This window comes from Microbacterium sp. NPDC056044 (assembly GCF_042267145.1).
GTDB lineage: Bacteria > Actinomycetota > Actinomycetes > Actinomycetales > Microbacteriaceae > Microbacterium.
In genome coordinates this window covers 222,462-248,084 of the sequence record NZ_JBHJWZ010000007.1, presented here as the reverse complement: position 1 = coordinate 248,084, position 25,623 = coordinate 222,462, and the positions used below count along the sequence as shown (strand labels likewise).

At 71.7% G+C, this 25,623-nt stretch carries 21 protein-coding genes; 17 read left to right on the top strand and 4 right to left on the bottom strand.

Annotation, left to right across the window (positions count from 1 at the left end):
- Positions 1-26: 26 nt before the first annotated feature.
- The 7 genes from ACFC1I_RS20190 to ACFC1I_RS20160 all read left to right on the top strand — a co-directional run bounded on the left by ACFC1I_RS20190 (position 27) and on the right by ACFC1I_RS20160 (position 10,712).
- The gene (locus ACFC1I_RS20190; RefSeq protein ID WP_376013676.1) at positions 27-968 is read left to right on the top strand and encodes an ABC transporter permease; all 942 of its coding nucleotides are present in this window, start codon (positions 27-29) and stop codon (positions 966-968) included.
- Entirely contained in the window at positions 965-2,827 is a 1,863-nt protein-coding gene (locus ACFC1I_RS20185) for a dipeptide/oligopeptide/nickel ABC transporter permease/ATP-binding protein (protein ID WP_376013673.1), read from the top strand. Before ACFC1I_RS20190 ends, ACFC1I_RS20185 begins: the two co-directional genes overlap by 4 nt.
- A complete protein-coding gene (locus ACFC1I_RS20180) occupies positions 2,824-3,672 on the top strand; it encodes an ATP-binding cassette domain-containing protein (protein ID WP_376013670.1) in 849 nt (282 codons plus the stop codon). The genes ACFC1I_RS20185 and ACFC1I_RS20180 overlap by 4 nt, the downstream gene beginning before the upstream one ends.
- Before the next feature lie 87 nt (positions 3,673-3,759).
- Positions 3,760-6,189, top strand: coding sequence for a glycoside hydrolase family 3 protein (locus ACFC1I_RS20175; RefSeq protein ID WP_376013668.1), 2,430 nt, complete (start codon positions 3,760-3,762; stop codon positions 6,187-6,189).
- Positions 6,186-7,316: a serine hydrolase domain-containing protein gene (locus ACFC1I_RS20170; RefSeq protein ID WP_376013666.1), complete on the top strand. Its 1,131-nt coding sequence runs from the start codon at positions 6,186-6,188 to the stop codon at positions 7,314-7,316. Before ACFC1I_RS20175 ends, ACFC1I_RS20170 begins: the two co-directional genes overlap by 4 nt.
- A gap of 20 nt (positions 7,317-7,336) precedes the next feature.
- Positions 7,337-8,851: a family 43 glycosylhydrolase gene (locus tag ACFC1I_RS20165; RefSeq protein ID WP_376013664.1), complete on the top strand. Its 1,515-nt coding sequence runs from the start codon at positions 7,337-7,339 to the stop codon at positions 8,849-8,851.
- Positions 8,852-8,951: 100 nt separating this feature from the next.
- On the top strand, positions 8,952-10,712 hold the full coding sequence (locus tag ACFC1I_RS20160; RefSeq protein WP_376013662.1) for a DUF5605 domain-containing protein: 1,761 nt from the start codon (positions 8,952-8,954) through the stop codon (positions 10,710-10,712).
- A gap of 40 nt (positions 10,713-10,752) precedes the next feature.
- Here ACFC1I_RS20160 and ACFC1I_RS20155 read toward each other — a convergent pair whose 3' ends face one another.
- From ACFC1I_RS20155 to ACFC1I_RS20140, 4 genes are read right to left on the bottom strand one after another with little or no spacing between them, the layout of a single operon-like run.
- Positions 10,753-11,109 carry a DUF202 domain-containing protein gene (locus tag ACFC1I_RS20155; RefSeq protein WP_376013659.1) on the bottom strand — a complete coding sequence of 119 codons (357 nt, stop codon included), beginning with the start codon at positions 11,107-11,109 and terminating at the stop codon, positions 10,753-10,755.
- Complete coding sequence (locus ACFC1I_RS20150; RefSeq protein ID WP_376013657.1) at positions 11,106-11,468, bottom strand: YidH family protein; 363 nt, start codon at positions 11,466-11,468, stop codon at positions 11,106-11,108. The genes ACFC1I_RS20155 and ACFC1I_RS20150 overlap by 4 nt, the downstream gene beginning before the upstream one ends.
- 48 nt (positions 11,469-11,516) lie before the next feature.
- The gene (locus tag ACFC1I_RS20145) at positions 11,517-12,764 is read right to left on the bottom strand and encodes a D-arabinono-1,4-lactone oxidase (RefSeq protein ID WP_376013654.1); all 1,248 of its coding nucleotides are present in this window, start codon (positions 12,762-12,764) and stop codon (positions 11,517-11,519) included.
- A gap of 25 nt (positions 12,765-12,789) precedes the next feature.
- Entirely contained in the window at positions 12,790-13,527 is a 738-nt protein-coding gene (locus tag ACFC1I_RS20140) for a FadR/GntR family transcriptional regulator (protein WP_376013651.1), read from the bottom strand.
- Between the two features lie 149 nt (positions 13,528-13,676).
- On the opposite strand from ACFC1I_RS20140, the gene ACFC1I_RS20135 reads away from it, so the two are divergent.
- The 10 genes from ACFC1I_RS20135 to ACFC1I_RS20090 all read left to right on the top strand — a co-directional run bounded on the left by ACFC1I_RS20135 (position 13,677) and on the right by ACFC1I_RS20090 (position 25,600).
- On the top strand, positions 13,677-14,990 hold the full coding sequence (locus ACFC1I_RS20135) for an ABC transporter substrate-binding protein (RefSeq protein ID WP_376013649.1): 1,314 nt from the start codon (positions 13,677-13,679) through the stop codon (positions 14,988-14,990).
- Between the two features lie 75 nt (positions 14,991-15,065).
- A complete protein-coding gene (locus ACFC1I_RS20130) occupies positions 15,066-16,748 on the top strand; it encodes a hypothetical protein (RefSeq protein WP_376013646.1) in 1,683 nt (560 codons plus the stop codon).
- A gap of 106 nt (positions 16,749-16,854) precedes the next feature.
- Positions 16,855-18,276, top strand: a complete 1,422-nt coding sequence (locus ACFC1I_RS20125; protein ID WP_376013643.1) for an MFS transporter — start codon at positions 16,855-16,857, stop codon at positions 18,274-18,276.
- Complete coding sequence (locus tag ACFC1I_RS20120; protein ID WP_376013640.1) at positions 18,273-20,018, top strand: dihydroxyacetone kinase family protein; 1,746 nt, start codon at positions 18,273-18,275, stop codon at positions 20,016-20,018. Before ACFC1I_RS20125 ends, ACFC1I_RS20120 begins: the two co-directional genes overlap by 4 nt.
- Positions 20,011-20,496, top strand: coding sequence for a ribose-5-phosphate isomerase (locus tag ACFC1I_RS20115; RefSeq protein WP_376013637.1), 486 nt, complete (start codon positions 20,011-20,013; stop codon positions 20,494-20,496). The genes ACFC1I_RS20120 and ACFC1I_RS20115 overlap by 8 nt, the downstream gene beginning before the upstream one ends.
- Positions 20,496-21,272 (top strand): triose-phosphate isomerase family protein, encoded by a 777-nt coding sequence (locus ACFC1I_RS20110; RefSeq protein WP_376013635.1) that lies wholly within the window; start codon positions 20,496-20,498, stop codon positions 21,270-21,272. The genes ACFC1I_RS20115 and ACFC1I_RS20110 overlap by 1 nt, the downstream gene beginning before the upstream one ends.
- On the top strand, positions 21,269-22,063 hold the full coding sequence (locus ACFC1I_RS20105) for a sugar phosphate isomerase/epimerase family protein (RefSeq protein WP_376013633.1): 795 nt from the start codon (positions 21,269-21,271) through the stop codon (positions 22,061-22,063). Before ACFC1I_RS20110 ends, ACFC1I_RS20105 begins: the two co-directional genes overlap by 4 nt.
- Positions 22,060-22,926, top strand: a complete 867-nt coding sequence (locus ACFC1I_RS20100; protein WP_376013630.1) for a phosphogluconate dehydrogenase C-terminal domain-containing protein — start codon at positions 22,060-22,062, stop codon at positions 22,924-22,926. Before ACFC1I_RS20105 ends, ACFC1I_RS20100 begins: the two co-directional genes overlap by 4 nt.
- A 3-nt stretch (positions 22,927-22,929) precedes the next feature.
- On the top strand, positions 22,930-23,685 hold the full coding sequence (locus tag ACFC1I_RS20095) for an SDR family NAD(P)-dependent oxidoreductase (RefSeq protein ID WP_376013628.1): 756 nt from the start codon (positions 22,930-22,932) through the stop codon (positions 23,683-23,685).
- Positions 23,686-23,863: 178 nt separating this feature from the next.
- On the top strand, positions 23,864-25,600 hold the full coding sequence (locus ACFC1I_RS20090) for a hypothetical protein (RefSeq protein ID WP_376013625.1): 1,737 nt from the start codon (positions 23,864-23,866) through the stop codon (positions 25,598-25,600).
- Positions 25,601-25,623: the final 23 nt, after the last annotated feature.

The window sequence follows — 25,623 nt, the reverse complement described above, 5'->3', positions numbered from 1 at the left end:
GGAGACACCACCCACGGGAAAGCGACATGCTTGCATTCATCCTCCGGCGCGTACTGTCGGGCGTCATCCTCATCGCGGTGATCTCGTTCCTCGCGTTCGTCCTCCTCTACGCCGCGGGCGGCGACATCGCCCGCCGCATCCTCGGCGAGAACGCCACCGTCGAGACGGTCGCCAAGAAGACCGAGCAGCTCGGGCTGGATCAGCCGCTGCTCCAGCAGTACTGGAACTGGGTCACCGGCGCCCTGACGGGCAACCTCGGTCGCAGCTGGTTCACCGGCGAGCTGGTCTCGACGAGCGTCAGCAACCGCCTGGCGGTCACCCTCGCGATCGTGATCGGCGCGACCCTCGTCTCGGCGATCGTCGCGGTCGTCCTCGGCATCCTCGCCGCCCGTCGCGGCGGCTGGGTCGACGGCAGCGTCCAGGTGATCGCGCTCATCGGCTTCGCCATCCCCGGCTTCCTCATCGCGCTGGGCCTCGTGCTCGTGTTCGCGATCAACCTGGGCTGGTTCAAGGCGACCGGCTACGTGCCCCTGACCACCTCGGTGTCGGGCTGGCTCTCGTCCGTGACCCTGCCCATCGTGGCGCTGTCGATCGGCGCGATCGCGGCGGTGTCGCAGCAGGTCCGCGGCTCGGTCATCGACGCGATGTCGCGGGACTACGTCCGCACCCTCCGCTCGCGCGGCCTCAGCACGAACTCGGTCGTGTACCGCCACGTGCTCCGCAACGCCGGCGGCCCCGCTCTGGCGGTCCTCGCCGTGCAGTTCATCGGGCTCCTCGGCGGGGCGGTGATCGTCGAGCAGGTCTTCGCCATCCCCGGCATGGGCCAGCTCACCGTCCGCGCGACCACCCTCGGCGACATCCCCGTCGTCATGGGCGTCGTGATCGCCTTCGCGATCATCGTCGTCATCGTGAACCTCCTCATCGACCTCGCCCAGGCGGCGCTGAACCCGAAGGTGCGCCTCTCATGACCGCCATCGACGTCCCCCTCGACGTGCCGGTCGCACCGGTACGCGTCTCGCTCTGGCGCCGTCTGGTGCGCCGGCCGATCGGCCTCGCCTCGCTGATCTTCCTCGCGTTCCTCGGCCTGATCGCGGTCATCGGGCCGTGGATCGCCCCGCAGGACCCGAACTACGCCGACATCCGCAACGTGCTCGCCTCGCCGAGTGCAGAACACCTCCTCGGCACCGACGGCAGCGGCCGCGACGTGTTCTCGCGGCTCCTGGTGGCCACCCAGACCACCGTCCTGGCCGCCTTGCTCGCCCTCGTCGTCGCGGTGATCCTCGGCGTGATCAGCGGTCTCATCGCCGGCTATTACCAGGGCTGGTTCAACAACGCGGCCACGTGGGTCACCGAGCTCAACATGGCGCTGCCCGGCATCGTGGTGCTGCTCGCCGCGCGTGCCGTCCTCGGCCCGTCGGTGTGGATCTCGATGTTCATCTTCGGCATCCTGCTGGCACCGGCGTTCTACCGACTGGTGTACGCCTCGGTGACCGCCGTGCGCACCGAGCTCTACGTCGATGCGGCCCGCGTGTCGGGCCTCAGCGACACGCGCATCATCGGCCGCCACGTGCTCTCGGTGGTGCGGGCTCCGATCATCATCCAGTCGGCGATCATCGCCGGCATCGCCATCGCGATCCAGTCGGGCCTCGAGTTCCTGGGCCTCGGCGACATCGCCGTGCCCACGTGGGGCCAGATGCTCAACGACGGCTTCAAGAACATCTACAAGGAGCCGCTCCTGATGCTCTGGCCGTCGCTCGCGATCGCCCTCACCTGCATCGCGCTGACGCTCCTGGCCAATGTGATGCGCGACGAGATCGAGCGCACCGTGTCGGTGCGGCGCAAGCGGCGCCGCGCGGTCGCGACCGCGACCGGCTCGGTGGCCGCCGTCACGACGTCGGTGGGACTCAGCGGAGGCGACGTCGTCGACCTCGACGAGCCGCCGATCTTCGAGACCGACGGCGTCATCGTCCACAAGGGCGACGCGCGCAGCAAGGCGACCGAGAAGGTGCTCGACGTCCGCGACCTGCACGTCGGCTACGACCAGCCCGACGGCTCGCACATCGAGGTCGTCCACGGCGTCTCGCTCGACATCCGCAAGGGCGAGGTGCACGGTCTCATCGGCGAGTCCGGCTCGGGGAAGACGCAGACCGCGTTCGCCGTGCTGGGCCTGCTCCCCCGCGGCGGCCACGTCACCGGCGGCTCGATCCTGTACGAGGGCACCGAGATCGCCGACGGCGATGACCGCACGTATGCGGGCCTGCGCGGCAAGCGCATCGGATACATCCCGCAGGAGCCGATGTCGAACCTCGACCCGTCGTTCACGATCGGCAGCCAGCTGGTCGAGCCGCTGCGCAAGAACCTCGGGCTCTCGAAGAAGGCGGCTACCGACCGCTCGCTCGAGCTGCTCGCGCGGGTCGGCATCCCCAACCCGAAGCGCACGTTCGACGCGTACCCGTTCGAGGTCTCGGGCGGCATGGCGCAGCGCGTGCTCATCGCGGGCGCCGTGTCGACCGACCCCGACCTCATCATCGCCGACGAGCCGACCACGGCCCTCGACGTCACGGTGCAGGCCGAGGTGCTCGAGCTGCTGCGCGACCTGCAGGCCGAACGTCACATGGCGATGCTCCTGGTGACGCACAACTTCGGCGTCGTCGCCGACCTGTGCGACCGGGTGACCGTCATGCAGAGCGGCCGGTTCGTCGAGCAGGGCCCGGTGCGCGCGATCTTCAACGACGCGCAGCACCCGTACACGCAGGCGCTGCTGGACGCGATCCTCGACGAGGGTCCCGCCCGCGGTCCGCTCGTCATGAAGGGAGCACGGGCATGAGCACTCCGCTGCTGGACATCAAGGACCTCGTCGTCGAGTACCCGGGCAAGGGCTTCCGCGCCCAGCCGTTCCGGGCCCTGAAGGGCGTCTCGCTCGACATCCTGCCGGGTGAGACGGTCGGCCTCGTCGGCGAGTCCGGGTCGGGCAAGACCACTCTCGGCCGCGCGGCGCTCGGCCTCGCGCCGGTGACCGAGGGGTCGATCGTCTACGACGGCAAGGACATCTCGCACCTCAAGCGCCAGGAGCGCCGCGCGCTCAGCTCCGAGATCCAGGTCGTCTTCCAGGACCCGTACTCGTCGCTGAACCCGTCGATGACGATCGAGCAGATCCTCACCGAGCCGCTCACCGCGGCGGGCGTCTCGTCGAGCGAGGCGAAGTCGCGGGTGCGCGACCTGCTCGATCAGGTGGGGCTTCCCGCCGACGCGCGCGGTCGCCTGCCCCGCGAGTTCTCGGGCGGTCAACGCCAGCGCGTCGCGATCGCGCGTGCGCTCGCCCTGGAGCCGCGGCTCATCGTGTGCGACGAGCCGGTGTCGGCGCTCGACCTGTCGACCCAGGCGCGCGTGCTGGACCTCTTCATCGACATCCAGAACCGCACCGGCGTCGCCTACCTCTTCGTCACGCACGACCTCGCGGTGGTGCGCCACATCAGCCACCGCGTGGCGGTGATGTACCGCGGCGAGATCGTCGAGACCGGCGACGGCGACCGGGTGACCTCCGCGCCCGAGCACCCCTACACCCAGCGGCTCTTCATGGCCGCGCCCGTGCCCGACCCCGACAAGCAGGAGGAGCGCCGCGTCGCCCGGCGCGCGCTCCTCGACGCCGAGGCGGCCGCCGGCGTCCTCTGACGCGACGGATGCTGCGGCCCGGCCTGCAAGGGCCGGGCCGCGGCATCCTCCCCTCTGACCCTCCTTCCGAGAACGGAAACTCCCCCGATGACCGAGACCGCCACCTCCACGCACCCCGAGTCGGTGCTGCACCTCGTGCCGCTGCTCGAGCGCCTCACCCTCGAGCAGAAGGCGGCCCTCGTGCAGGGCGCCGACTTCTGGACGACCGTCCCCGTGCCCGAGATCGGCCTTCGCGCGATGACGCTGTCGGACGGCCCGGCCGGCGTCCGCGGTCCTCGCTGGGACGAGCGCGAGCCGTCGCTCAACCTGCCGTCGGGATCGGCGCTCGCCGCGTCGTGGGACGTCGACCTGGCCTACCGCTACGGGGCGGCCGCAGCATCCGAAGCCCGTCGCAAGGGTGTCGACGTCGTCCTCGGACCGACGATCAACCTGCACCGCTCGCCGCTCGGCGGCCGGCACTTCGAGTGCTTCAGCGAGGATCCCGAACTGAGCGCCGAGCTCGCCGCCGCGTACGTGCGGGGCCTGCAGGACAACGGCGTCGCCGCGACGCCCAAGCACTACGTCGCCAACGACGCCGAGACCGACCGCTTCACCGTCGACGTCCGCGTCGACGAGCGCGCGCTGCGCGAGCTGTACCTCGCGCCGTTCGAGCGCGCCGTCGAGGCCGGCGCCTGGACCATCATGAGCGCCTACAACGCGGTCGACGGCGTCACGATGACCGAGAACGACCTGCTCGAGACGCCGCTCAACTCGGAGTGGGGCTTCGACGGCGTCGTGATCAGCGACTGGACCGCCGTCCGTTCGCTCGGCTCCGTGCCGGCCGCTCAGGACCTCGCGATGCCCGGTCCCGCTCCCGCGTGGGCCGATCTCGTCGACGCGGTCCGCGACGGCCGGGTGGACGAGGCCGACCTCGACCGCAAGGTGCTGCGCCTGCTGCTGCTCGCCGAGCGCGTCGGCGCCCTCGGTGACTCGACCCCGATCGAGCCCGCTCCGCTCGACGGTCCCGCGTTCGCGCGCGACGCCGCCATCGAGGGCACGGTGCTGCTGCGCAACGAGGGTGTCCTGCCGTTGGATGCCGCGTCCCTCGGCCGCGTCGCCGTCATCGGGCAGAACGCCCGCGAGGCACGCACGCAGGGCGGCGGCAGCGCCACCGTGATCCCCGAGTCCGTGGTCTCGCCGCTCGAGGCGATCCGCGCCGCGGTGCCGGCGGCCGAGGTGAACTTCGAGATCGGCGCGGTCGTGCAGGAGGGGGTCGCCGAGATCCCGCTCGCACAGCTGACCAACCCGGCGACGGGTGAGGCCGGCATCCGCGTCGCGTTCTTCGACGCCGACGGCACCGAGCTCTTCGCCGAGAACCGCCGCTCCACGGCGCTGGTCTGGTTCGGCGGCGACGCCCCGATCTCGGCGAGCGCCACGGTGGTGTTCGAGACGGTGTACACGCCCGCCGAGTCGGGCGAGATCGAGCTCGGCTTCGCCGGCGCGAACCCGGGCAGGCTGTACGTCGACGAGCGTCTCGTCCTCGATGACGCCCCCGTCATCGAGGGCACCGACCTGGGTGCGGCGTTCCTCAACCCGCCGTCGATCACCGCCACGGTCGCCGTCGAGGCCGGTCGCGAGACCGCGGTCCGCGTGGAGTTCACGCGCGAGAGCCACGGCGCGCTGTCGGGCGCCCTCAGCGCGACGCTGGGCATCGCCCCCGAGCGCACCGACCCCGACGAGCTCATCGCCCGCGCGGTCGCGGAGGCCGCGGTATCCGAGGTCGCGATCGTCGTCGTGGGCACGAACTCGAAGGTCGAGTCGGAGGGCTACGACCGCACCAGCCTCGACCTTCCGGGCCGCCAGGACGACCTCGTGCGCGCCGTCGCCGCCACCGGAACCCCGACGATCGTCGTGGTCAACGCCGGTTCGCCGGTCGTGCTGCCGTGGGCGGACGAGGTCGCGGCCGTCGTGCAGGGGTATTTCGGGGGACAGGAGTTCGGGCACGCGATGGCCGACGTGCTCACGGGAGCCGCCGAGCCCGGCGGGCGCCTCCCCACGACGTGGCCGGTCGCCCTCGCCGACGTTCCGGTGACCGAGGTCGTTCCGACCGACGGCCGCCTCGACTATCGCGAGGGCCTGCACATCGGCTACCGCGCGTGGCTGAAGGCCGATGCCGAGCCCGCGTTCCCGTTCGGCCACGGCCTCGGGTACACGACGTGGTCGTGGGGTGCCGCGCAGCGCATCGGCGACACGGTCGAGGTGACGCTCGCGAACACCGGCGACCGTGCCGGCAAACAGGTGGTGCAGGTGTATGCCGAGCGCGCGGAGTCCGCGGTGGAGCGCCCCGAGCGCTGGCTCGTCGGATTCGCGACGGTGCACGCCGCACCCGGTGAGACCGTCACCGCGTCGGTCCCCGTTCCGGCGCGCCGCCTCGCGCACTGGGCGGGCGAGTGGGTCGTCGAGCCCGGCGCCTTCACGCTCCGCGCCGGCGCCTCGGTGGCCGACCTTCCGCTGTCGATCGACTGGAGCGTCGCGTGAAGGCGCTCGGCACCGCCGGTCTGAAGGGACGCGCCGACGAGCGCCTGGAGGAGGTCGTCACCCGCCTCGACGGACTGCTCGCCGCCGACCCCGACCTGTCGTTCCAGGTCGCGGCTTTCCACGACGGGCACCCCGTGCTCGACGCGTGGGGCGGGCCGCACATGGCCGAGGACTCGGTCATCGTGCCCTACTCGGTCACGAAGAACACGATCGGCCTCTCGATCGGCCTGCTCGTCGAGCGGGGCGAGCTCGACCTCGACGAGCGCGTCGCGACCTACTGGCCCGAGTTCGCGGCGAAGGGCAAGCAGCACGTCACCGTGCGGCAACTACTGTCGCACCAGGCGGGCCTCCCGCAGGCGGACCCCGCGCTCAGCTGGGACGAGCTGCTCGACCACCACGCGGCGGCGGAGCGCCTGGCGGCGAGCCGGCCGTACTGGTACCCCGGAAGCGCGTTCGGCTATCACGCCATCACGATCGGGAACCTCGGCGACGAGCTCGTCTTCCGGGTGACCGGCCGGACGCTTCACGAGTTCTACGAGCAGGAGATCCGTACCCCGTACGGCATCGACTTCTTCCTCGGCCTCCCCGCCGAGCACGAGTCGCGCCGCGTCGACGTGCTGCCGATGATCAAGCCGGTCTCCGACACCTCCACCCCGACCTTCTCGGCGCTCGGCCCGGTCGTCTTCGGCTCGATGGGCGGCGAGGTCGACCTCGCCAACTCGCGACGCAGCTGGGAGTACGGCCATCCCGCCGGCTCGGGCACCGGGACCGCCCGCGGCCTCGCGCGGCTGTTCGCCGCGGCCGTCACGGGCGTCGACGGCGCCGAGCCCTTCCTCGGCGCGGACACCGTCGCCGAGATCGGCCAGCAGCAGATCCGCGGCTACGACGAGGTGCTGCACCAGCAGGACCGGGCGCACGCGATCGTGTTCCAGAAGCCGTCGCAGCAGCTCGCGTTCGGCGGGCCACGTGCGTTCGGCCACGATGGCGCGGCCGGCGCGCTGGCCTGCGTCGACCCCGACACCGGCCTCGCCTTCGCGTGGACGATCGCGCGCGGCCCGTGGCCGGGCGGGGCGGACCCCCGTGCCGTCGCGCTCGCCCGGGAACTCGGCATCCGTCTCTCGTCCTGAACTCGCCCCGAAGGAACCCCGTGAGCACCCTCTTCAACCCCCTGATCAACGGCTTCCACCCCGACCCGAGCGTCGTGGCCGTCGACGGCGTGTACTACCTCGCGACGTCGACGTTCGAGTACCTGCCGGGCATCCCGATCCACCGTTCGACCGACTTCGAGACGTGGGAGCTCATCGGCCACGTCGCGACGCGGCCGGGCCAACTCGCGGTGGAGCAGGTCCCGACGGCGGGCGGCGCATGGGCGCCCACCATCCGGCACCGCGACGGCGTCTTCCACCTCGTCATCAGCGACGCGATGGGGCGCGGGATGCTGCACTTCACCGCCGCGGACGCCGCAGGTCCGTGGAGCGACGGCGACCTGATCCTCAAGGCGGACGGTTCGGGGAGCCTGGACGGCATCGACCCCGACATCGCGTGGGATGCCGACGGCACCGTGTACATCACGTTCTCGGGCATGATCCTCTCGGGCGAGCACGCGGGAGCGCACCTGGGCATCCAGCAGGTGAAGGTCGACCTGGCCACCCACCGCGCGCTCGAGGAGCCCCGCTCGCTGTGGTCGGGCACCGGCGGCGGATTCCCCGAGGCGCCGCACCTCTATGAGGTGGACGGGCGCTGGTACCTCATGATCGCCGAGGGCGGCACCGAGCGCGGCCACGGGGTGTCGATCGCCCGTGGCGACGGCCCCGAGGGCCCGTTCGAGACGGCGCCGCACAATCCCCTCGTCACCGCCCGCGGGACGACGCGTCCGGTGCAGAACACCGGGCACGGCGACCTCGTGATCGGTCCCGACGGCGACTGGCTGTGCGTGCTGCTCGGTGTGCGCCCCCGCAGCATGACCCGGGCCTTCTCGGCCCTCGGCCGCGAGTCGTTCGTGACCCCGGTGCGCTGGGGCGCGGACGGCTGGCCCGAGATCGACCCGGTGCAGCTGAACCCTCGGCCGGGAACGCGCACCGACATCGGGTTCGCCGCCGACACGCCGCTCGACGGCGAGTGGATCGCCGTCCGCGCTCTGCCGACCGACCACGCCGACCTCGCCGCGCGGCCGGGCTGGCTCGTGCTCCACGCCGACGGCACCACTCTCGACGACCCACGACCCGTGTTCGTCGGGCGCCGTCAGGAGCACCTCACGAACGCCGTGACGGTGCGCATCGACGTCTCGGCCGGGGTCGGCGGCCTCGCCGTGCGGTACGACGAGCATTTCCACATCGAGCTCGAGGCCGGTGCCGGCGAGGTCGTCGCCCGCGCCGCGATCGCGGGGCTCGTGCAGGAATGGCGCACGCCGCTTGACGGCGATGTGGTGGACCTGCACCTCGAGTCGCGCCGGCCCGTGTCCGACGGCGTGTTCACCCGGACGAGCGACATGTTCCACCTGGCCGCGACGATCGGAGGCGAGCGCCGCGAGCTCGCCGAGATCGACGGCCGCTTCCTCTCCTCCGAGGTCGCGGAGTCGTTCACCGGCCGCGTCATCGGCGTGTACGCCGTCGACGGCGACATCGCCGTGCTGCGCTGGGTCGCGGAAGGACACGACGAATGACGGTTCCCGCAGCTCCCGCGCTCCCGCAATACGACCGCCCGCCGCGCCGCCCGCCGCTCCGTGCCCCGCTGACCTCGACCCTCTGACCGGAAGGAACCCCGTGTTCGACCGCGCCTCCACCTTCGGAGACACCCTCGACAGCCCCGCCGGCCGTGCCGTGCTCGAGACGCACCTGCCCGGAATCGCGGCGTCGCCGATGGCGGCGCAGTACCGCGGCGTGCGGCTCGGCCAGCTCGTGGCGCTCGTCCCCGCCCTCGAGGACCCCGACGCGCAGGAACTCCTGTGGGCGGCGCTCGCGGACATCGAGGACGGCGACGACGAGCGTGCGCCCTACGCGCCGGCGATCAGCCCCGACCCGGCTTACGAGGGCGACGAGGTGACGCGGGGCTCAGCATCCGTCGTCCTCCCCTCCTCGACGCCCCAGTGGGACGTGCTGGAGGTGCGCTTCGACGGCCCCGACCACGGCAACCCGTTCGTCGACGTCGAGCTCGACGCGGTGTTCACGCGTCCGGACGGCTCGGACGTCCGCGTCGGCGGCTTCTACGACGGCGACGGCCGCTACCTGGTGCGGGCGCTCGCCGACGCCGAGGGCGAGTGGACCTTCGTGACCCGCTCGACCGCGCGCTCGCTCGACGCGATCGCCGGCACGGTGACGGTGACGGCCGCTCGTGACGGCTCGCACGGACCGGTGCGGGTGGACGGCTTCCACTTCCGGCACTCCGACGGCACGCGCCACCGCCCGCTCGGCACCACGGCCTACGTGTGGACCCACCAGCCCGAGGAGCTGCAGGAGCAGACCCTCCGCACCCTGGCCGAGGCGCCGTTCACGAAGATCCGCATGTGCCTGTTCCCGAAGTCGTACCTGTTCAACGCGAACGAGCCCTCCGACTTCGTGTTCCCCGGCTCTCTCGAGGACGGCTTCGATCTCGAGCGGTTCGACCCGGCCCACTTCCGGCGGCTCGAGCAGCGCATCGCGCAGCTCGGCGAACGGGGGATCGAGGCCGACCTCATCCTGTTCCACGCGTACGACCGGTGGGGCTTCGCCGACCTCGGACCCGCCGTCGACGAGCGCTACCTGCGTTACGCGGTGCGCCGCCTCGCCGCGTTCTCGAACGTGTGGTGGTCGATGGCGAACGAGTACGACCTGCTGTGGTCGAAGACCGGTGCGGACTGGGAGCGTCTGGCTGCGGTCGTCGGTGAGGAGGACCCGTTCGGGCACCTCAACTCGATCCACAACTGCCGCCCGCTCTACGACTACGCCAAGCCGTGGATCACCCACGTGAGCATCCAGCGCGTGGACGTCTATCGCACCGCCGAGAACACCGACGAATGGCGCGAGCGCTGGGGCAAGCCCGTCGTGATCGACGAGTGCGCCTACGAGGGCGACATCGATCAGGGCTGGGGCAACATCACGGGCGAGGAGATGACCCGGCGCTTCTGGGAGGGCGCGGTCCGCGGCGGCTACGTCGGCCACGGAGAGACCTACCTCCCCTCGGCGCTCGGGCTGGACGATGAGGTGCTGTGGTGGTCGAAGGGCGGCGCCCTGCACGGCACCTCGCCCGACCGCATCGGCTTCCTCAAGCGACTGCTCGCCGACGCTCCCGACGGGGTCTGGGACCCGCTTCCCTCCGACTGGGACGTCCCCTGGGGCGGCAGCGACGCCCACCGCGTCGGCTATTTCGGCTTCAACCGTCCCCGCTTCCGCAACGTCGTGCTCGGCGACGGCGAGTGGACGATCGACGTCATCGACACGTGGAACATGACCGTCGAGCGCCTCGAGGGCACCCACCGCACCACGGTGCGCGTGCCACTGCCCGGCCGCCAGTTCATGGCCGTTCGCGCGATCCGCGTCGCCGGCTGACGGGATGTGAGCACCTCGGCCGCCGGGTGACCGACGCCGATCAGACCGCTGCGCCGCCGCGTACGGCCACGGCGAGGACGACCGCGACGCTGGTGATCCCGACCGCGAGGACGAACAGCGCGAGGATGCCGAGGACACCGGCACTCGGCATCCTCGCTCTGTCGCCCTCCCGGCGGAGGGCCTCGTTCACGCGGCGGTACCGCCGCCGCGCGCTGAGGTAGAGCCAGGCGGTGGCCAGCAGGCCGGCGACGCCGCCGAGCGCCCACCAGGCGTCGCCGAACGCCGACGGCAGGAGACGGAACGCCACGAGCGACCCGACGGCGAGTGCCAGCGCCGTGCGCCGCCACGCCAGTTCGGTGCGCTCGGGTTGCAGGCCGTCGTCGAAGAGCGGGGTCATCGCAGCAGGATCGCCAGGATCACGAGGAGGCCCGCCAGCGTCACCGAGGAGCCGAGGATGACCCCGAGCGGCGAGGTCGGAAGGGGCCTCCCCTCGCGGAGCGCGAGCTCGGTGCGCATCCAGCCGAACCAGGCGAGCGCCGGGGTGAGGACGCCGACGGCGACGAGCACCAGAGACGCCGCCAGGCGGAGGCCCGCGTGGAGGTCGAGCCCGAGCACCTCGAGCGCGACGCCGCCCGCGATCAGGGCGAGGGCCGTGCGGATCCACGCGAGGAAGGTGCGCTCGTTGGCGAGGGTGAACCGCGCATCGGGCTCGGTCCCTCGCGAGAACACCGAACGCGGGAATCGCCGATCGCTCATGCCGCCACCGCCCAGGGGATCACCGCGAAGTCCATCGGATGCCTCCGCTCAGCGGGCTTCCCGCACGCCGAGGCGCGCGAGGTGCGCGTTCGAGAAGCGCCCCTCAGGATCGAGGCGCTCGAACACCGCCCGCGCGTCGGCGAGTCGCGGGTGCACGCGCTCGATCGCGGCCCGGTCGAAGCCATGCACCTTGCCCCAGTGCGGGCGCGCCCCGAAAGGCTCGAGCACCGCCTCGACGCGGGCGACGGCGGCGGCGACGTCGTCGGGTTGGTTGTGCCATGTGAAGTGGATGATCGCGACGTCGCGACGGTACGCCGGGCTCAGCCACAGCTCGTCGGCGGCGGCGGTGCGCAGCTCGGTCCAGATGAGATGCGGACGGATGCTGTCGCCCAGCGTCCGCACCGCGCTCAGCGCCGCGGGCGCATCGGCGCGGGCGACGAAGTACTCGCTCTGGATCTCGTCGCCGAACGACGGCTCGGCATCGAGGCGGAAGTGCGGGAGCCGCAGCATCCACGGTCCCGGTGCCGTGAGCTCCGTGACGTTGTCCTCCGCGCCGAGCGGCGACTGGCCGACCGGGGCGCGGACGCCGTCGAGGATCGTGTCGGGCACGGCGTCGTCGTCGGTGTCGAGCCGCGACTTCACCCAGATGAACCCGATCGACTGCTCCTCCCAGCGCGAGAACACCGAGACGCTGTACCCCGCGGACGTGAGCGCGTCGTAGTCCGCGAGCGCTGCGTCCCACGAGACGCCCGAGTAGATGTCCTGCCGGGCGCGGAAGGCGGGCACCACGTCGAGCGTCAGCGACACCACGATGCCGTAGGCGCCCAGCCCGACCACGACGGCGTCGAAGTCGGGGTCGCCGCGGCGCACCTCGTGCACCTCGGCATCGGCTCCGACGTAGCGGAGGGCCGCGACCGACGCCGAGAGCACCCGGTTCGCGTCTCCCGAGCCGTGCGTTCCCGTGGCCGTCGCGCCGCCCACGTTGATGTGCGGCAGCGAACCCATGTTGCCCAGCGCCCACCCGCGGTCGTCGAGCCACACGGCGAGCACGCCGTAGCGGATGCCGGCGGGCACGGTGACGGTCCGCGCGGCCTCGTCGAGCGCGAACTCGGCCGCGAACCCGGTCACGTCGACGAGGGTGCCGGTGGTGTCGGCGAGGTCGGTGAACGAGTGCCGCGTGCCGAGCGCGCGCACCCGGCCGGGTGCGCGCAGGGCGCGCACGACGTCGTCGACCGATGTCGCCTCGATGATCCGGGGCGCGGTGTACTCGTAGGTTCCAGCCCAGTTGCGCGGCATCGCCGCCTCCTTCAGACGGTCCGGCTCAGTGCGCGGCCTCGGCCGCGAGGCGCTGCGAGGCGGTCGCCATGTGCAGCGCCATCGCCGATGCTGCGTCATTTTCGTCGTTCGCCTCGATCGCACGGAAGACGGCGGCGTGCTCGTCGATGGCGGTGCGCGCCTCGGTCTCGTCGTGCACGGCCCGGTCGGCGTACACCTGCAGGAGCGACCGCACGACGTGCAGAAGGTCGACGAGCGTGTCGTTGCCCGCCGCGGCCGCCAGCGCATTGTGGAAGTCGAGGTCGGCGCGCGCGAACGTCTTGAGGTCGCCGACGCCGTCGCGCATGCGCTCGAGCGCCTCCGAGAGCGAGCGGAGATCGGATGCCGCGGCCCGGCCCGCAGCCAGACGTGCGACGTAGATCTCGAGCCCGGAGCGCAGTTCGAGCAGCTCGGCGGTGTTCTTCTGCCCGATGAGGAGTCCCCAGCGCAGCGTCTGCGGCAGGAGCTCGCTCGCGGTGCCGCGCAGGTACGTGCCCGAGCCGGGGCGCACGTCGACGATGCCGAGGATCTCGAGCGCGGCGAGAGCCTCGCGCACCGCGGATCGCCCCACGCCGAGCGTCGTCGCCAGCTGTCGCTCCGGGGGCAGGCGGGTGCCGGCCTCGAGGTCGCCGCTGGTGAAGAGGTCCATCAGACGACGGGCGACCTCTGAGACCGGAGTGCCGGCCGGCAGGGCGCCCAGGGCCGCCGTGATCTCGGCCGAGCGATCGTCGGGGTAGGCGGGCATGCGAACAACTTACGACAGTCGCGGCCCTTCCGGGATTGCATTCGGTCAACCGGTTTGTCAGACTGTGGACAGGCGGCGTCAGTCGCCTTTCTCGCACCCCGCTGAGAAAACGTTTCCTGATTGCTCGAAGACGAGAGGTCGATCACACAATGAAGTTCCGAAACCGGAAGCTCATCCTGGGCACGGCAGGGGTGGCACTGGCCGCCGCCGTCGGACTCACGGGCTGCGCATCCGCCGCCCCCTCCGGCAGCGCGCCGACCCTCGACCCCGATGAAGACGTCTCGATCACGTTCACGTTCTGGGGCAACGACGTGCGCGCCGAGCTGTACAACGAGGCGATCGCCGCGTTCGAGGAGCAGTACCCCCACATCGACGTCTCGGTGCTGTTCCTGTCCCCCAACGACTACTGGGAGAAGCGGCAGATCGAGGCCAGCGGCAGCGGGCTGCCCGACGTGGTCACGATGGACCTCGCCTACATCCGCCAGTACTCGCAGAGCGGTTCGCTGCTCGACCTCGAGCCCTATCTCGGCACCATCATCCAGACCGACCCGATCGACCCGTCGGTGCTCGGCGCGGGCGTGGTCGACGGGGTGACGACGGCGGTGCCGATCTCGACCAATGCCTGGTCGATGTTCATGAACACGACGATCCTCGACGAGATCGGCGTCGACCCCTTCGCCGGCGGCGCGTGGGCCGACTACTACGAGTGGGTCGCCGAGGTGACCGACGCCGCGCAGGCGGCCGGCGTGCCGGACGTGTGGGGCGGCGTCGACCCGACGTCGCGCTTCGTGAACTTCGAGATGCAGCTCCGCGCCGAGGGCGAGGACCTCTTCGACGACGAGGGAAACCCGGGCTTCGACGAGGAGCGCCTGGCCGAGTATTGGGAAGAGGCCGCCGCCGCCCGCGAGGACGGCGCGTTCGTCCCGCAGCAGCGGGTCGCCGAGGTGCAGCCGATGACCGCGTTCGATGCCGGCCTGGGTGCGAGCGACACGCAGACCGACAACTTCCTCGCGGGCTTCCTCGCGAATCTCGGCGAGGGCAACGAGGTCACGCTCCAGGCTCCGCCGCTGTCGGTGGACGGCGCGAAGGACCTCTACCTCAAGGCGTCGCAGATGTACTCGATCGCGGCGAACTCCGAGCACCCCGCCGCAGCCGCCACGCTCATCGACTTCCTCATCAACTCGCCGGAGTCGGGCGAGATCTTCGGCACCAACAGAGGCCTGCCGGCTTCGGCGACGGCGCGGGACGCCGCTGACCTCGACCCGGTGAGCCAGGACATCGTGGACTACGAGGCGTCGATCGCCGACCGGCTGGGTGAAGCGCCGCCGGCCCCGATCGTCGGCTACGGCTCGCTGCACGAGAAGTTCCGCGAGCTGACGGAGGAGCTCAACTTCGGCACGCTGACGGTCGACCAGGCCGTCGAGCAGTTCTTCGCCGAGATGGACGTGGTGCTGAACCAGTAGCCCGTTCCGTGCGGCGGCCGGCTCCAGGGAACGTCGGCCGCCGCATCTCCCTTCCCCCCTCCGAGGAGCCTCCCCGTGCCCGTCGACGAATCCGCCGTCCCCTCATCCGTCCCCGCCCCGGCCCGACCATCGCTCGGCATCCAGGGGCCGGTCGTCGCGTTCCAGGACCCCTGGGCGGGAGCCGCCTCGGACGAGATCATGCGCACGGGAACCGGCATCCCCATCCCGTCGCAGGATCCGCCGCCGTCGCCGCGCGAGTTCGTGGGCGTGCTGCGCGACCTCGGGGCCGACTTCTACGTGCACCACGTCATCCCGACCCACGCCGATCATGGCCCCCTGCTGGACGACCTCGCCGAGGCCGGCATCGGCCTCGTGCTGGGCAACGAGTACGGCAACATCAACGGGCCGTTCTCCGAGGGCACGAATCGGTACGACCTCGAGGCCGATCTGATCCGGGATGCTGCGGCCGCCGGCGTGCTCGCCGGTGTGCTGTACGACGAGCCCGAGCACTTGCAGATCCACGCCGATCAGTACCGCCACGACGCCCATCTGCCCCACTTCGGTCAGACCGAGGGACTCGGTGCCGACGACGCGATCGCGGTGGTCGACGACACCGTGCGCGGCATCGTGCAAGAGGTCTCCGCAGCGAGCGCCGCGGCGGGTTCGCCACCGGTTCCCGTGCTCGCCGAGCAGGTGTTCCCGGTGATGTTCCACACGCTCGCCCGCGCGGGGATGACGCCGACCCCGAAGGTGATGAAGGAGTCGTTCCAGCCGCTGCAGCTGGGCACGGCCCTCGGCGCGGCGCTGCAGTACGACCGGGAGCTGTGGATCTGCGCGGACCTGTGGGGACCCGACATCGGCCCCTGGCTCACGCGCGCCCCGGGCTTCCCCGGGCACTCGCCGGCGGAGTTCGCGTCGGCGCTGCGCCTGGCCTATCTGTTCGCTCCGACGCGACTGTTCGTCGAGAACATCGACGTGCTGGTGCGACACCTCGGCGCCGGCGGGTTCACCCGCACCGCCCATGGTGAGATCTGGCAGGAGTTCGTCCGCGACTTCGTGCCGCGGCATCCGCTCCACTGGAGCCATCGCGATGCGCGCGCCGACATCGCCCTCGTCCACGCCGACGACAGCGACTTCGGTCGCGGCGCGCGGCCGTTCGGCAACCGGGCGACGACGGCGCCCGCCACCTCCCGCAGCGTCTTCGAGGCCTGGCATGCGCTCAGCCATGGGCGGCTTCCCGACCACGGAAGCTGCCTCCACATCCCCGGCTACGACTTCCCCCGCCACGAGCTGAACGACATTCCCCGGCCGCAGTTCCCGCTCGATGCGGGCGCCGACGACGCGACCCGCATGCACGGGCTGTTCCAGCCGGCCCGCGGCGTGCTCGTGTTCGACGAGCACGTGCGCACCGATCAGCTGGCCGATGCAGGTCTCGTCGTGGTCGCGGGCAGCCGGCTCCCCCGCACGACGCTCGATGTGCTGCGCGCCCACGCGGAGGCCGGTGCGACCGTGCTCATCGCCGCCTGGCTGTGCGATCCCCCGCGTTCCCGGTCGACGAGGCTGGGCGGCGGGAGCTGGGTCGTGTACGAGTCGCTCGACGACGCCGATGCGCAGGAGGCGATCGCCGTGCACGCGGGCGCACCGGACGAGTGGACGCAGCGATTCGGCGGCGTCGAGCTTCGGATCCGGGCGGCGAGCACCGACGGCGAGACGCTCGAGTTCGAGATCTCGGATGCCGCGGCGCGACGCGTCGCCTGAACCCGATCTCACCGCCAACTGGTCAACCGGTTCTTGCATTTGGTCAACCGGTTTGTCACAATGGTCCGGGAAACCACCTCGATCACCGTCGATAGCAGGAGTCACTGTGGACCAGAGTCATACCGTCGCCAGCGCGCCGCCCGTCGCGCGATCGGCCATCCGCAAGGTGTCGATCCGCCTCGTGCCGTTCGTCGCGCTGATGTTCTTCATCAACTACCTCGACCGCACCGCGATCGGCTTCGCCGCTCCCAACGGCATGAATGAAGACCTCGCGCTCAGCGCCGCTCAGTTCGGCTTCGCGTCGGGCGTCTTCTTCATCGGCTACATCCTGCTCGAGGTGCCCTCGAACCTGGCGCTGCACCGCTTCGGCGCACGTCGCTGGCTCTCGCGCATCATGGTGAGCTGGGGCATCGTCGCGCTGCTGTTCACGTGGGTGCAGAACTTCGAGCAGCTCGTCGTGCTGCGCTTCCTCCTCGGCGTCGCCGAGGCCGGCTTCTTCCCCGGCGCCATCCTCTTCCTCAGCCTGTGGGTCCCCGCGCAGTACCGCGGCCGCATCCTCATGCTCTTCTACCTGGCGCAGCCGCTCACGACCGTCATCGGCGCCCCGCTCGCCGGCTGGCTCATCCAGCAGCACGAGGTGTTCTTCGGCCTCGAGGGCTGGCGCTTCATGTTCTTCGGCGTCGCGATCCCCGCGATCATCGTCGGCGTCATCGCGTGGTTCTACCTCAAGGACAAGCCCGCCGACGCCAAGTGGCTCACCCGTGACGAGCAGGTCTGGCTGACGGATGCGCTCGACCGTGAGAAGGCCGCCACGCAGAGGAAGGAGCACGGGCACGTCTCTGCGCGCTTCGCCTTCAAGAGCGGTCGCGTGTGGGTGCTCTCGTTCATCTACTTCGGCTTCATCTACGGCCTGTACGCGCTCGCCTTCTTCCTGCCGACGATCATCGAGGGGTTCCAGTCGCAGTCCGGCGTGACCTTCGACACGCTGCAGAAGGGCCTCATCACCGCGATCCCGTACCTGCCGGCCGCCATCGTCATGTACTTCTGGTCTCGCGACGCCTCGAAGCGCGGCCTCAAGACGTGGCACATCGCGGGTCCGGCGATCGCCGGGGCCATCAGCATCCCGCTCGCCCTGTTCATGGGATCGCCCGCCGCGACGATCGCCGTCATCACGGTCACCGCGTGCGCCATCTTCGCGGCGCTGCCGAACTTCTGGACGCTCCCGACGCGCTTCCTCACGGGTGCCGCCGCCGCGGCCGGCGTCGCGCTCATCAACACGATCGGCAACCTGGCCGGCTTCTCGGCCCCGTTCGTCACGGGCTTCGTGCACGACTGGACCGGCGGCTACGAGATCCCGATGTTCATCGTCGGCTTCGTCATGCTCGTGTCGACCGTGCTCATGGTGCTGCTGGCCCGCAGCAACCGCATCAACCCGGTCGTCGTCGACGACGCAGACGCGGATGCTGCACCCGCTGTGGACGCGGAGGCCCTCCGCACCGCGGCCGATCCCCAGGGCGACGCACGATGACGCGTCTGTGGAACGAGCCGGCGGACTTCGCCGACGAGATGATCGACGGGTTCGTCGCGGCGAACGAGCGCTACGTGCGGCGGGTGCCTGGCGGCGTGGTGCGCTCGACGGTGTCGCCTGCCGGTCAGGTCGCGATCGTCGTGGGCGGCGGCTCGGGCCACTACCCCGCGTTCGGCGGGCTGGTCGGTCCGGGGCTCGCGCACGGCGCGGCGATGGGCAACCTGTTCGCCTCGCCTTCGACGCAGCAGGTGTTCGCTGTCGCGAAGGCCGCCGACAACGGCGGCGGCGTGTTCTTCTCCTACGGCAACTACGCCGGCGACGTGCTGAACTTCGACGCCGCGCAGGACAAGCTGCGCGCCGAGGGCATCGCGTGCGAGACCGTCACGGTGACCGACGACATCGTGTCGGCGCCGGTGGACGAGAAGCACAAGCGCCGCGGCATCGCCGGCGACCTCACGGTGTTCCGCATCGCGGCCGCGGCCGCCGAGGCCGGGGCCGACCTCGCCGAGGTCACCCGGCTCGCGCGCCTCGCGAACGAACGCACCCGCTCGTTCGGCGTCGCGTTCACCGGCTGCACCCTGCCGGGCGCCGACCACCCGCTGTTCACCGTCCCGGAGGGCCGCATGGCGGTCGGGCTCGGCATCCACGGCGAGCCCGGCATCGACGAGACCGACATCCCGACTGCCGACGGGCTCGCCGAGCTCCTCGTCGAGAAGCTGCTGGCCGAGGTGCCCGACGGGGTCGAGCTCGCGGGTGCCCGGGTGGTCCCGATCCTCAACGGCCTCGGGTCGCTGAAGTACGAGGAGATGTTCGTCGTCTACCGGCGCATCGCCCAGCTGCTCACCGGCGCCGGTCTCGAACTCGTCGACCCGCACGTGGGCGAGTACTGCACCAGCTTCGACATGGCCGGCACGTCGCTGACCCTGTTCTGGCTCGACGACGAACTCGCCCCGCTGTGGGACGCTCCCGTCGACACCCCCGCCTACCGGCGCGGGTCGGTGGCGCCGCAGGAGCGTCTCGTCGCCGCCGACAGCACCGCGACCGTGGCGGAGGCGATCGAGCCCGGGGACGAGGCATCCCGGTCCGCCGCCCGCACCGTGCTCGCCGCGGTGCGCACCATCGCAGCCACGGTCGACACGCACGTCGACGAGCTCGGCCGCATCGACGCGATCGCCGGCGACGGCGACCACGGCATCGGCATGCAGCGCGGCTCGCACGCGGCCCTCGCCGCCGCGACCGCCGCGGTCGATGCGGGCGCCGGTGCGCGCACGACGCTCGCGCACGCCGCCGACGCGTGGTCAGACAAGGCCGGCGGAACGTCCGGCGCGCTGTGGGGCGTCATCCTCAACGCGGTCGCCGCGAAGCTCGGCGACGAAGGCCGCCCCGATGCCGCCGCCCTGGCCGCGGGCGTCGCGGCAGGTTCCCGCGGCGTCAGCGACTACGGCAAGGCCGAGGTCGGCGACAAGACCCTCGTCGACGCGCTCGTGCCGTTCAGCACCACCCTCACCCAGGCGGTCGACGCCGGTGCGGGTCTCATCGACGCCTGGCGGACGGCGGCGGATGCTGCGACCCGCGCGGCCGTCGCCACGGCCGAGCTCCTGCCCCGCATGGGCCGCGCGCGCACGCACGGCCAGAACAGCGTGGGCACCCCCGACCCGGGCGCGATCAGTCTCGCGCTCATCGTGACCGCCGTGGGCGAGACGCTCGCGGCCGAGAACCAGAAGGAGAGCGCGAATGCCTGAGTCCCTGGACGCACAGCCGCTGCGCATCGTGATCGGCGCCGACGACGCCGGCTTCGACTACAAGGAGATCCTCAAGAAGGACCTCGAGCAGAACCCCGGCGTGATCGAGGTCATCGACGTGGGTGTGGACGCCGACGGCCACACCCCGTACCCGAAGGTCGCGATCGAGGCCGCCCAGCAGGTCGCGAACGGCGACGCCGACCGCGCGCTGCTGATCTGCGGCACCGGTCTCGGCGTCGCGATCGCCGCGAACAAGGTGCCCGGCATCCGTGCTGTCACCGCGCACGACTCGTTCTCGGTCGAGCGCGGCGTGCTGTCCAACAACGCGCAGGTGCTCACCATGGGCCAGCGCGTCGTCGGCATCGAGCTCGCCCGCCGCCTGGTGCGCGAGTGGCTCACCTACCGGTTCGACACCACGTCGGCCTCGGCCGACAAGGTCGCCGTCATCGACGAGTTCGAGACCACGGGCTCCTGCTGATGAGCCGGGTCACTGTCGGGGTGAGCCTGAAGACGTACTTCGGGCACGAGCAGGCGCGCTCCTGGTTCGCCGATGTCGCTGCCCGCGCGGCCGGCCACCCCGCCGTGGCCGCAGGTTCGGTGCGGTTCTTCGTGATCCCCACCTACCTGCAGATCCCCGACGCCCTTGCCGCGTTCGCCGGCACCCCGGTGCTGGTCGGCGCGCAGGACGTCTCGGCCTACCCTCCCGGCCCCTACACCGGCGAGGTCACCGCCGCCGAACTCTCCGAGGTCGGCGTCGCGGTCGCCGAGATCGGCCACGCCGAACGCCGTCGCCTGTTCGACGAGACCGACACCGTCACCGCCGGCAAGGCCACCGCCGCGCTCAGCCACGGCATCACCCCGGTGCTCTGCATCGGCGAGGCCGAGCACCTCGGCGCCCCCGCCGCTGCGCTCGCGAACGTCGAGCAGCTCGCCGCGAACCTCGAGGACGTGCCTGCGGGCCCGGTCATCGTCGCGTACGAGCCGGTGTGGGCGATCGGCGCCGCCGAGCCCGCGCCCGACGACCACATCGCCACCGTCACCCGGGCGCTGCGCGCCGCGGTCGACTCCGACCCCGCCCGCGACGGCAGCGTCGTGATCTACGGCGGGTCGGCCGGACCCGGCCTGCTGACGCGTCTCGGTGACGCGGTCGACGGCCTCTTCCTCGGCCGCTTCGCGCACGACCCGTCGGCGCTCGTCGCCGTCTGGGACGAGGCATCCGTCCTCGCCTCCTCCCGAGAGGGGGTCGGCGCATGATCGGGCTCGGCACGTACGCCTTCTTCTGGCAGCACTCCGACCAGGTGCCCGAGCCGCTGTCGCTCGTCGGCGCGTTCGAGGCCACGAAAGAGCTCGGCGTCGACCTGTTCCAGATCTGCGACTTCGCGCCGCTCGACGACATGACCGGCGCCGAGCTCACCGACGCCGCGGCCGCGGCGCGCGATCTCGGGCTGACCGTCGAGCTGGGCACGAAGGGCATCGAGCCGCACCGGCTCACTCGTTTCCTCGATCTCGCGAGCGCGTTCGAGACCACGCTCGTCCGCAGCATGCTGTACTCCGCCGACACGCGCCCCACCCTCGACCAGGCCGAGGAGTGGCTCGGCGCCGTCCTCCCCTCGTTCGAGGCGGCGGGCGTCGACCTCGCCCTCGAGACCTACGAGCAGGTCTCGACCGACGACCTCGTCGATCTCGTCGAGCGCCTCGGCAGCGACCGCCTGGGCATCTGCCTCGATCCGGCGAACGTCGTCGCACGCCTCGAGCGCCCGCGCGATTGCGTCGAGCTGACCGCCCCGCACGTCAAGAACGTGCACGTCAAGGACTTCGCCTTCGCCCGCCAGCCGGGCTGGGTCGGCTTCACCTACGGAGGCGCGCCCATGGGCGACGGCCTCCACGACTACCCCCACCTGCTCGAGACCGTCCGCCCGCGCGAGCGCGGGATCAACGAGGTCGTCGAGCACTGGCTCTCCTGGCAGGGGGATGCCGAGACCACCGTCCGCACCGAGCGGGAATGGACCCGCCGCACCATCGAGTATCTGAGGAGCACGACATGAGCACGACCACCACCGAGACGTACAAGATCGCCGTCGTCGGCGCCGGCGGGAAGATGGGCATGCGCGTGTCCAACAACCTCGCCAAGACCGACCACACCGTCTGGTACGTCGAGAACTCGCCCGCCGGGCAGCAGCGCACGATCGACGCCGGTCGTGAGCTGACGGATGCCGCCACCGCCGTCGCCGACGCCGACATCGTCGTGCTGGCCGTGCCCGACCTCGCCCTCGGCCCCGTCACGGCCGACCTCGTGCCGCAGCTGAAGTCGGGCGCGATCGTGCTGACGCTCGACCCGGCCGCCGCCTACGCGGGCCTGCTCACCACCCGCGAGGACGTCGTCCAGGCCGTCGCGCACCCGTGCCACCCGTCGGTGTTCCTCGAGCGCACCACCAAGGAGGAGTGGGCCGACACGTTCGGCGGCATCGCCGCCCCGCAGGACGCCATCGCGGCCGTCGAGTCCGACGACCCCGCCCACGAGGCCATCGTCGAGGCGACCGTCCGCGCGATCTACGCCCCCGTCATCGACGTGCACTTCGTCACCGTCAAGCAGCTCGCACAGCTCGAGCCGACCCTCGTCGAGACCGTCGCCTGCATGATCGGCGCGCTCCTCAACGAGGCGCTCGACGAGGCGATCAACACGATGGGCGTTCCGGAGGCGGCGGCCCGCAGCATCCTGTACGGTCACACCCAGGTGGCGCTCGCCAACGGACTGCGCGGCGACAACCCGTTCTCGGACGCGTGCCTCATCGCTATGGACTACGGCCGGGAGAGCATCATCAAGGACGACTGGAAGAAGATCTTCCGCGACGACGAGCTCGACAAGAACCTCGCGCGCATGCTGCACCTCGACCACATCGAGCGCTGACGCATGGGACAGCTCGAGGGCAAGACCGCGCTCGTCACGGGCGCCGCGCTCGGCATCGGCCTCGCCGTGGCGACGCGGTTCGCCCGTGAGGGCGCGCGGGTCATCCTCGCCGACCGCAACGGCGAGGGGGCTGCGGCGGCTGCCGCCGCGATCGGTCCTGCCGCGCGCGCGGTGACCATGGACATCTCGGACGAGGACGCGGTCGCCGCGGCCTTCGCCGAGGTGGAGGCGGCCGGTTGGGCGCCCGACGTCGTGGTGGCCAACGCCGGCGTGCAGCTGTTCGGGCAGGACGCGCAGGCAGCCGACCTCGAGCTGGACGTCTGGCGCCGCACGATCGACATCAACCTGACGGGCACGTTCCTGACGGTCAAGCACGCGGTGCGCTCGATGCTCCCGCGTGGCGGCGGGTCGATCATCCTCACCGGCAGCCCGACCGCGGTCAACGGCGAGGGCAAGGACTTCACCGCCTACAGCGCGTCGAAGGCCGGCATGCACGGCCTCGCCCGCACGGTCGCGGCGGCCTACGCCGATCGCGGCATCCGGGTGAACACCGTGCAGCCGGCCTACACCGAGACGCCCCTGGTGGCCGCGATCAGCGAGGACCCCGCCTCCCGCGCCGCGATCGTCGGCCGCATCCCGATCGGCCGCCCCGGCACCGCGGACGACGTCGCGGGCATCATGGTCTACCTCGCCAGCGACGACGGTTCGTTCGCGACCGGTGCGACCTTCCAGGTCGACGGCGGCATGACCTCGCTCTGACCCGCCGGCCGGGTCCGGGTCCGGGTCAGGGTCCGTCCCGGGTTTGGGGCGCGTTCTCTCCGTTGGGGCGCAGATCATGCGCCCCAACGGAGCTTCTGCGCCCCAGACCCTGGGGGGTGAGGCCGCACGACGCGAAGCATGGGGCGCGCATGAGCGCGCGGAGGACAAGGATGGGACGATGACGGACCTGTACCTGTGGAACGGCGAGCCGGCCGAGCGGTGGACGAGCGGCCCGTGGTCGCTCGAGCTGCGCGACGACGAGCTCGCCGACGTCGCGTACGAGGGTCGCACGGTGCTCCGCTCGGTGCGCGCCGTCGTGCGCGACCGCGACTGGGACACCGCCGGGCTCGTCGTCGATCGTGTGGACGCGTCCGACCTCGCCCTCACCCTGCACGTGCACTCGGACGGCCTCGGCTCGGACTTCCGCGGCATCGTCCGCGCCGAGGTGCGCGGCGGCGGGCGCCTGCGTGTGCTCGCCGACCTCGAGTCGGGCTCGGGCTTCGAGACGAACCGCACCGGACTCGTCGTGCTGCATCCGCCGTCGCTCGCCGGCACCCCGATGGACGTGCGCCACCCCGACGGAGCCGTCGTGCACTCCCGGTTCCCCGCCGACATCAGCCCGCACCAGCCCGCCTTCGACATCGCGGGCCTGTCGTGGTCGCACGACGGCCTCGGCATCGAGGTGCGCTTCGCGGGCGACGTGTTCGAGATGGAGGACCAGCGGAACTGGACGGATGCCTCGTACAAGACGTACAGCCGCCCGCTCGGGCTGCCCTTCCCCTACCCCGTCGCCGCGGGTGAGCGGGTGGTGCAGTCGATCGAGGTCGCGGTCTCGGGATCCCCGACGCTCTCGGCCCAGGATCCGGTGACCCGCATCCGCCTCGAGGAGGGTCCGGCGCTGCCCGCGATCGGGGTGTCGGCGTCGACCGCGCCCGATCCCGCACCCCACTTCACGCCCGTGGGCGAGACGGTCCTCGTCGAGCTCGACCTCGCGACCCGCAACTGGCGCGCCGCACTGGGCCGGGCCGCAGCATCCGGTCTCCCTCTCGATGTGCGGTTCGTGCTCGCCGACGACGACCCGACGGCCGTCGATCGCGCCGCGCTCGCCCTCCGCGGACTGCCCATCCGTCGCGCCACCGCGTTCCTGCCGACCGGGCCTGCGCGGCACGTGTCGGATCTCACCGCGATCGGCCACCTGCGCCATGCCCTCACCGAGGCGGGGATCGACGCGGAGGTCGTCGGCGGCGTGCGATCGCACTTCACCGAGCTCAATCGTGAGCACCACCGGCTGCCGCGCGGCCTCGACGGCATCGTCTTCAGCACCACGCCGCTGTTCCACAGTCTCAGCTCCGCGCAGCTGGTCGAGGCCCTGCCGATGCAGCGACTCGTCGCGACGCAGGGCGTGCGCCTCGCCGGCGGGCTGCCGGTGCACGTCGGGCCGATCTCGCTGCGCCCGCACTTCAACGACGTGGCGACGACCCCGCCGCCGATGCCCGATCACGACGACCTGCGCGACGGCTACGGCTCGGCTCTGACGGACGCCGTCGACGCGCGCCAGGCCGCCCCCGAGCTGGCCGCGTGGACCGTCGCCAGCGCCGCCGCCCTCGCAGTGCCCGGCGTCGCGACCCTCGCCTACTTCGAGGAGTGGGGCCCGCGGGGCGTTCGCACGGCCGACGGCGCGACGCTCCCGGTTCTCGACGCCGTCGCCGCGCTCGCGGCCCTCGCGGGCGCGCCCGGCCTCCGCGGCGACTCGCCCGACGGTCTCGTGTGGGCACTCGGCACCCGCACCTCCGACGGCGGCGACACCGTGCTCGTCGCGAACCTCGATCGCCGCTCCCGCACGGTCGAGATCGAGCTGCCGGGCGGCGACACCCGCACCGCAGACCTCGCTCCGGGTACCTTCCGGCGTCTCTGACGCCGGCGGAACTCGGAGGGCGG

Bases quoted from the DNA above. Each gene is read 5' to 3' on its own strand.
- ACFC1I_RS20120 (WP_376013640.1), top strand. From the start codon at position 18,273: ATGACGCGTCTGTGGAACGAGCCGGCGGACTTCGCCGACGAGATGATC.
- ACFC1I_RS20135 (WP_376013649.1), top strand. From the start codon at position 13,677: ATGAAGTTCCGAAACCGGAAGCTCATCCTGGGCACGGCAGGGGTGGCA.
- ACFC1I_RS20095 (WP_376013628.1), top strand. From the start codon at position 22,930: ATGGGACAGCTCGAGGGCAAGACCGCGCTCGTCACGGGCGCCGCGCTC.
- ACFC1I_RS20175 (WP_376013668.1), top strand. From the start codon at position 3,760: ATGACCGAGACCGCCACCTCCACGCACCCCGAGTCGGTGCTGCACCTC.
- ACFC1I_RS20145 (WP_376013654.1), bottom strand. From the start codon at position 12,764: ATGCCGCGCAACTGGGCTGGAACCTACGAGTACACCGCGCCCCGGATC.
- ACFC1I_RS20185 (WP_376013673.1), top strand. From the start codon at position 965: ATGACCGCCATCGACGTCCCCCTCGACGTGCCGGTCGCACCGGTACGC.
- ACFC1I_RS20090 (WP_376013625.1), top strand. From the start codon at position 23,864: ATGACGGACCTGTACCTGTGGAACGGCGAGCCGGCCGAGCGGTGGACG.
- ACFC1I_RS20190 (WP_376013676.1), top strand. From the start codon at position 27: ATGCTTGCATTCATCCTCCGGCGCGTACTGTCGGGCGTCATCCTCATC.
- ACFC1I_RS20140 (WP_376013651.1), bottom strand. From the start codon at position 13,527: ATGCCCGCCTACCCCGACGATCGCTCGGCCGAGATCACGGCGGCCCTG.
- ACFC1I_RS20100 (WP_376013630.1), top strand. From the start codon at position 22,060: ATGAGCACGACCACCACCGAGACGTACAAGATCGCCGTCGTCGGCGCC.
- ACFC1I_RS20155 (WP_376013659.1), bottom strand. From the start codon at position 11,109: ATGACCCCGCTCTTCGACGACGGCCTGCAACCCGAGCGCACCGAACTG.
- ACFC1I_RS20115 (WP_376013637.1), top strand. From the start codon at position 20,011: ATGCCTGAGTCCCTGGACGCACAGCCGCTGCGCATCGTGATCGGCGCC.
- ACFC1I_RS20110 (WP_376013635.1), top strand. From the start codon at position 20,496: ATGAGCCGGGTCACTGTCGGGGTGAGCCTGAAGACGTACTTCGGGCAC.
- ACFC1I_RS20180 (WP_376013670.1), top strand. From the start codon at position 2,824: ATGAGCACTCCGCTGCTGGACATCAAGGACCTCGTCGTCGAGTACCCG.
- ACFC1I_RS20105 (WP_376013633.1), top strand. From the start codon at position 21,269: ATGATCGGGCTCGGCACGTACGCCTTCTTCTGGCAGCACTCCGACCAG.
- ACFC1I_RS20150 (WP_376013657.1), bottom strand. From the start codon at position 11,468: ATGAGCGATCGGCGATTCCCGCGTTCGGTGTTCTCGCGAGGGACCGAG.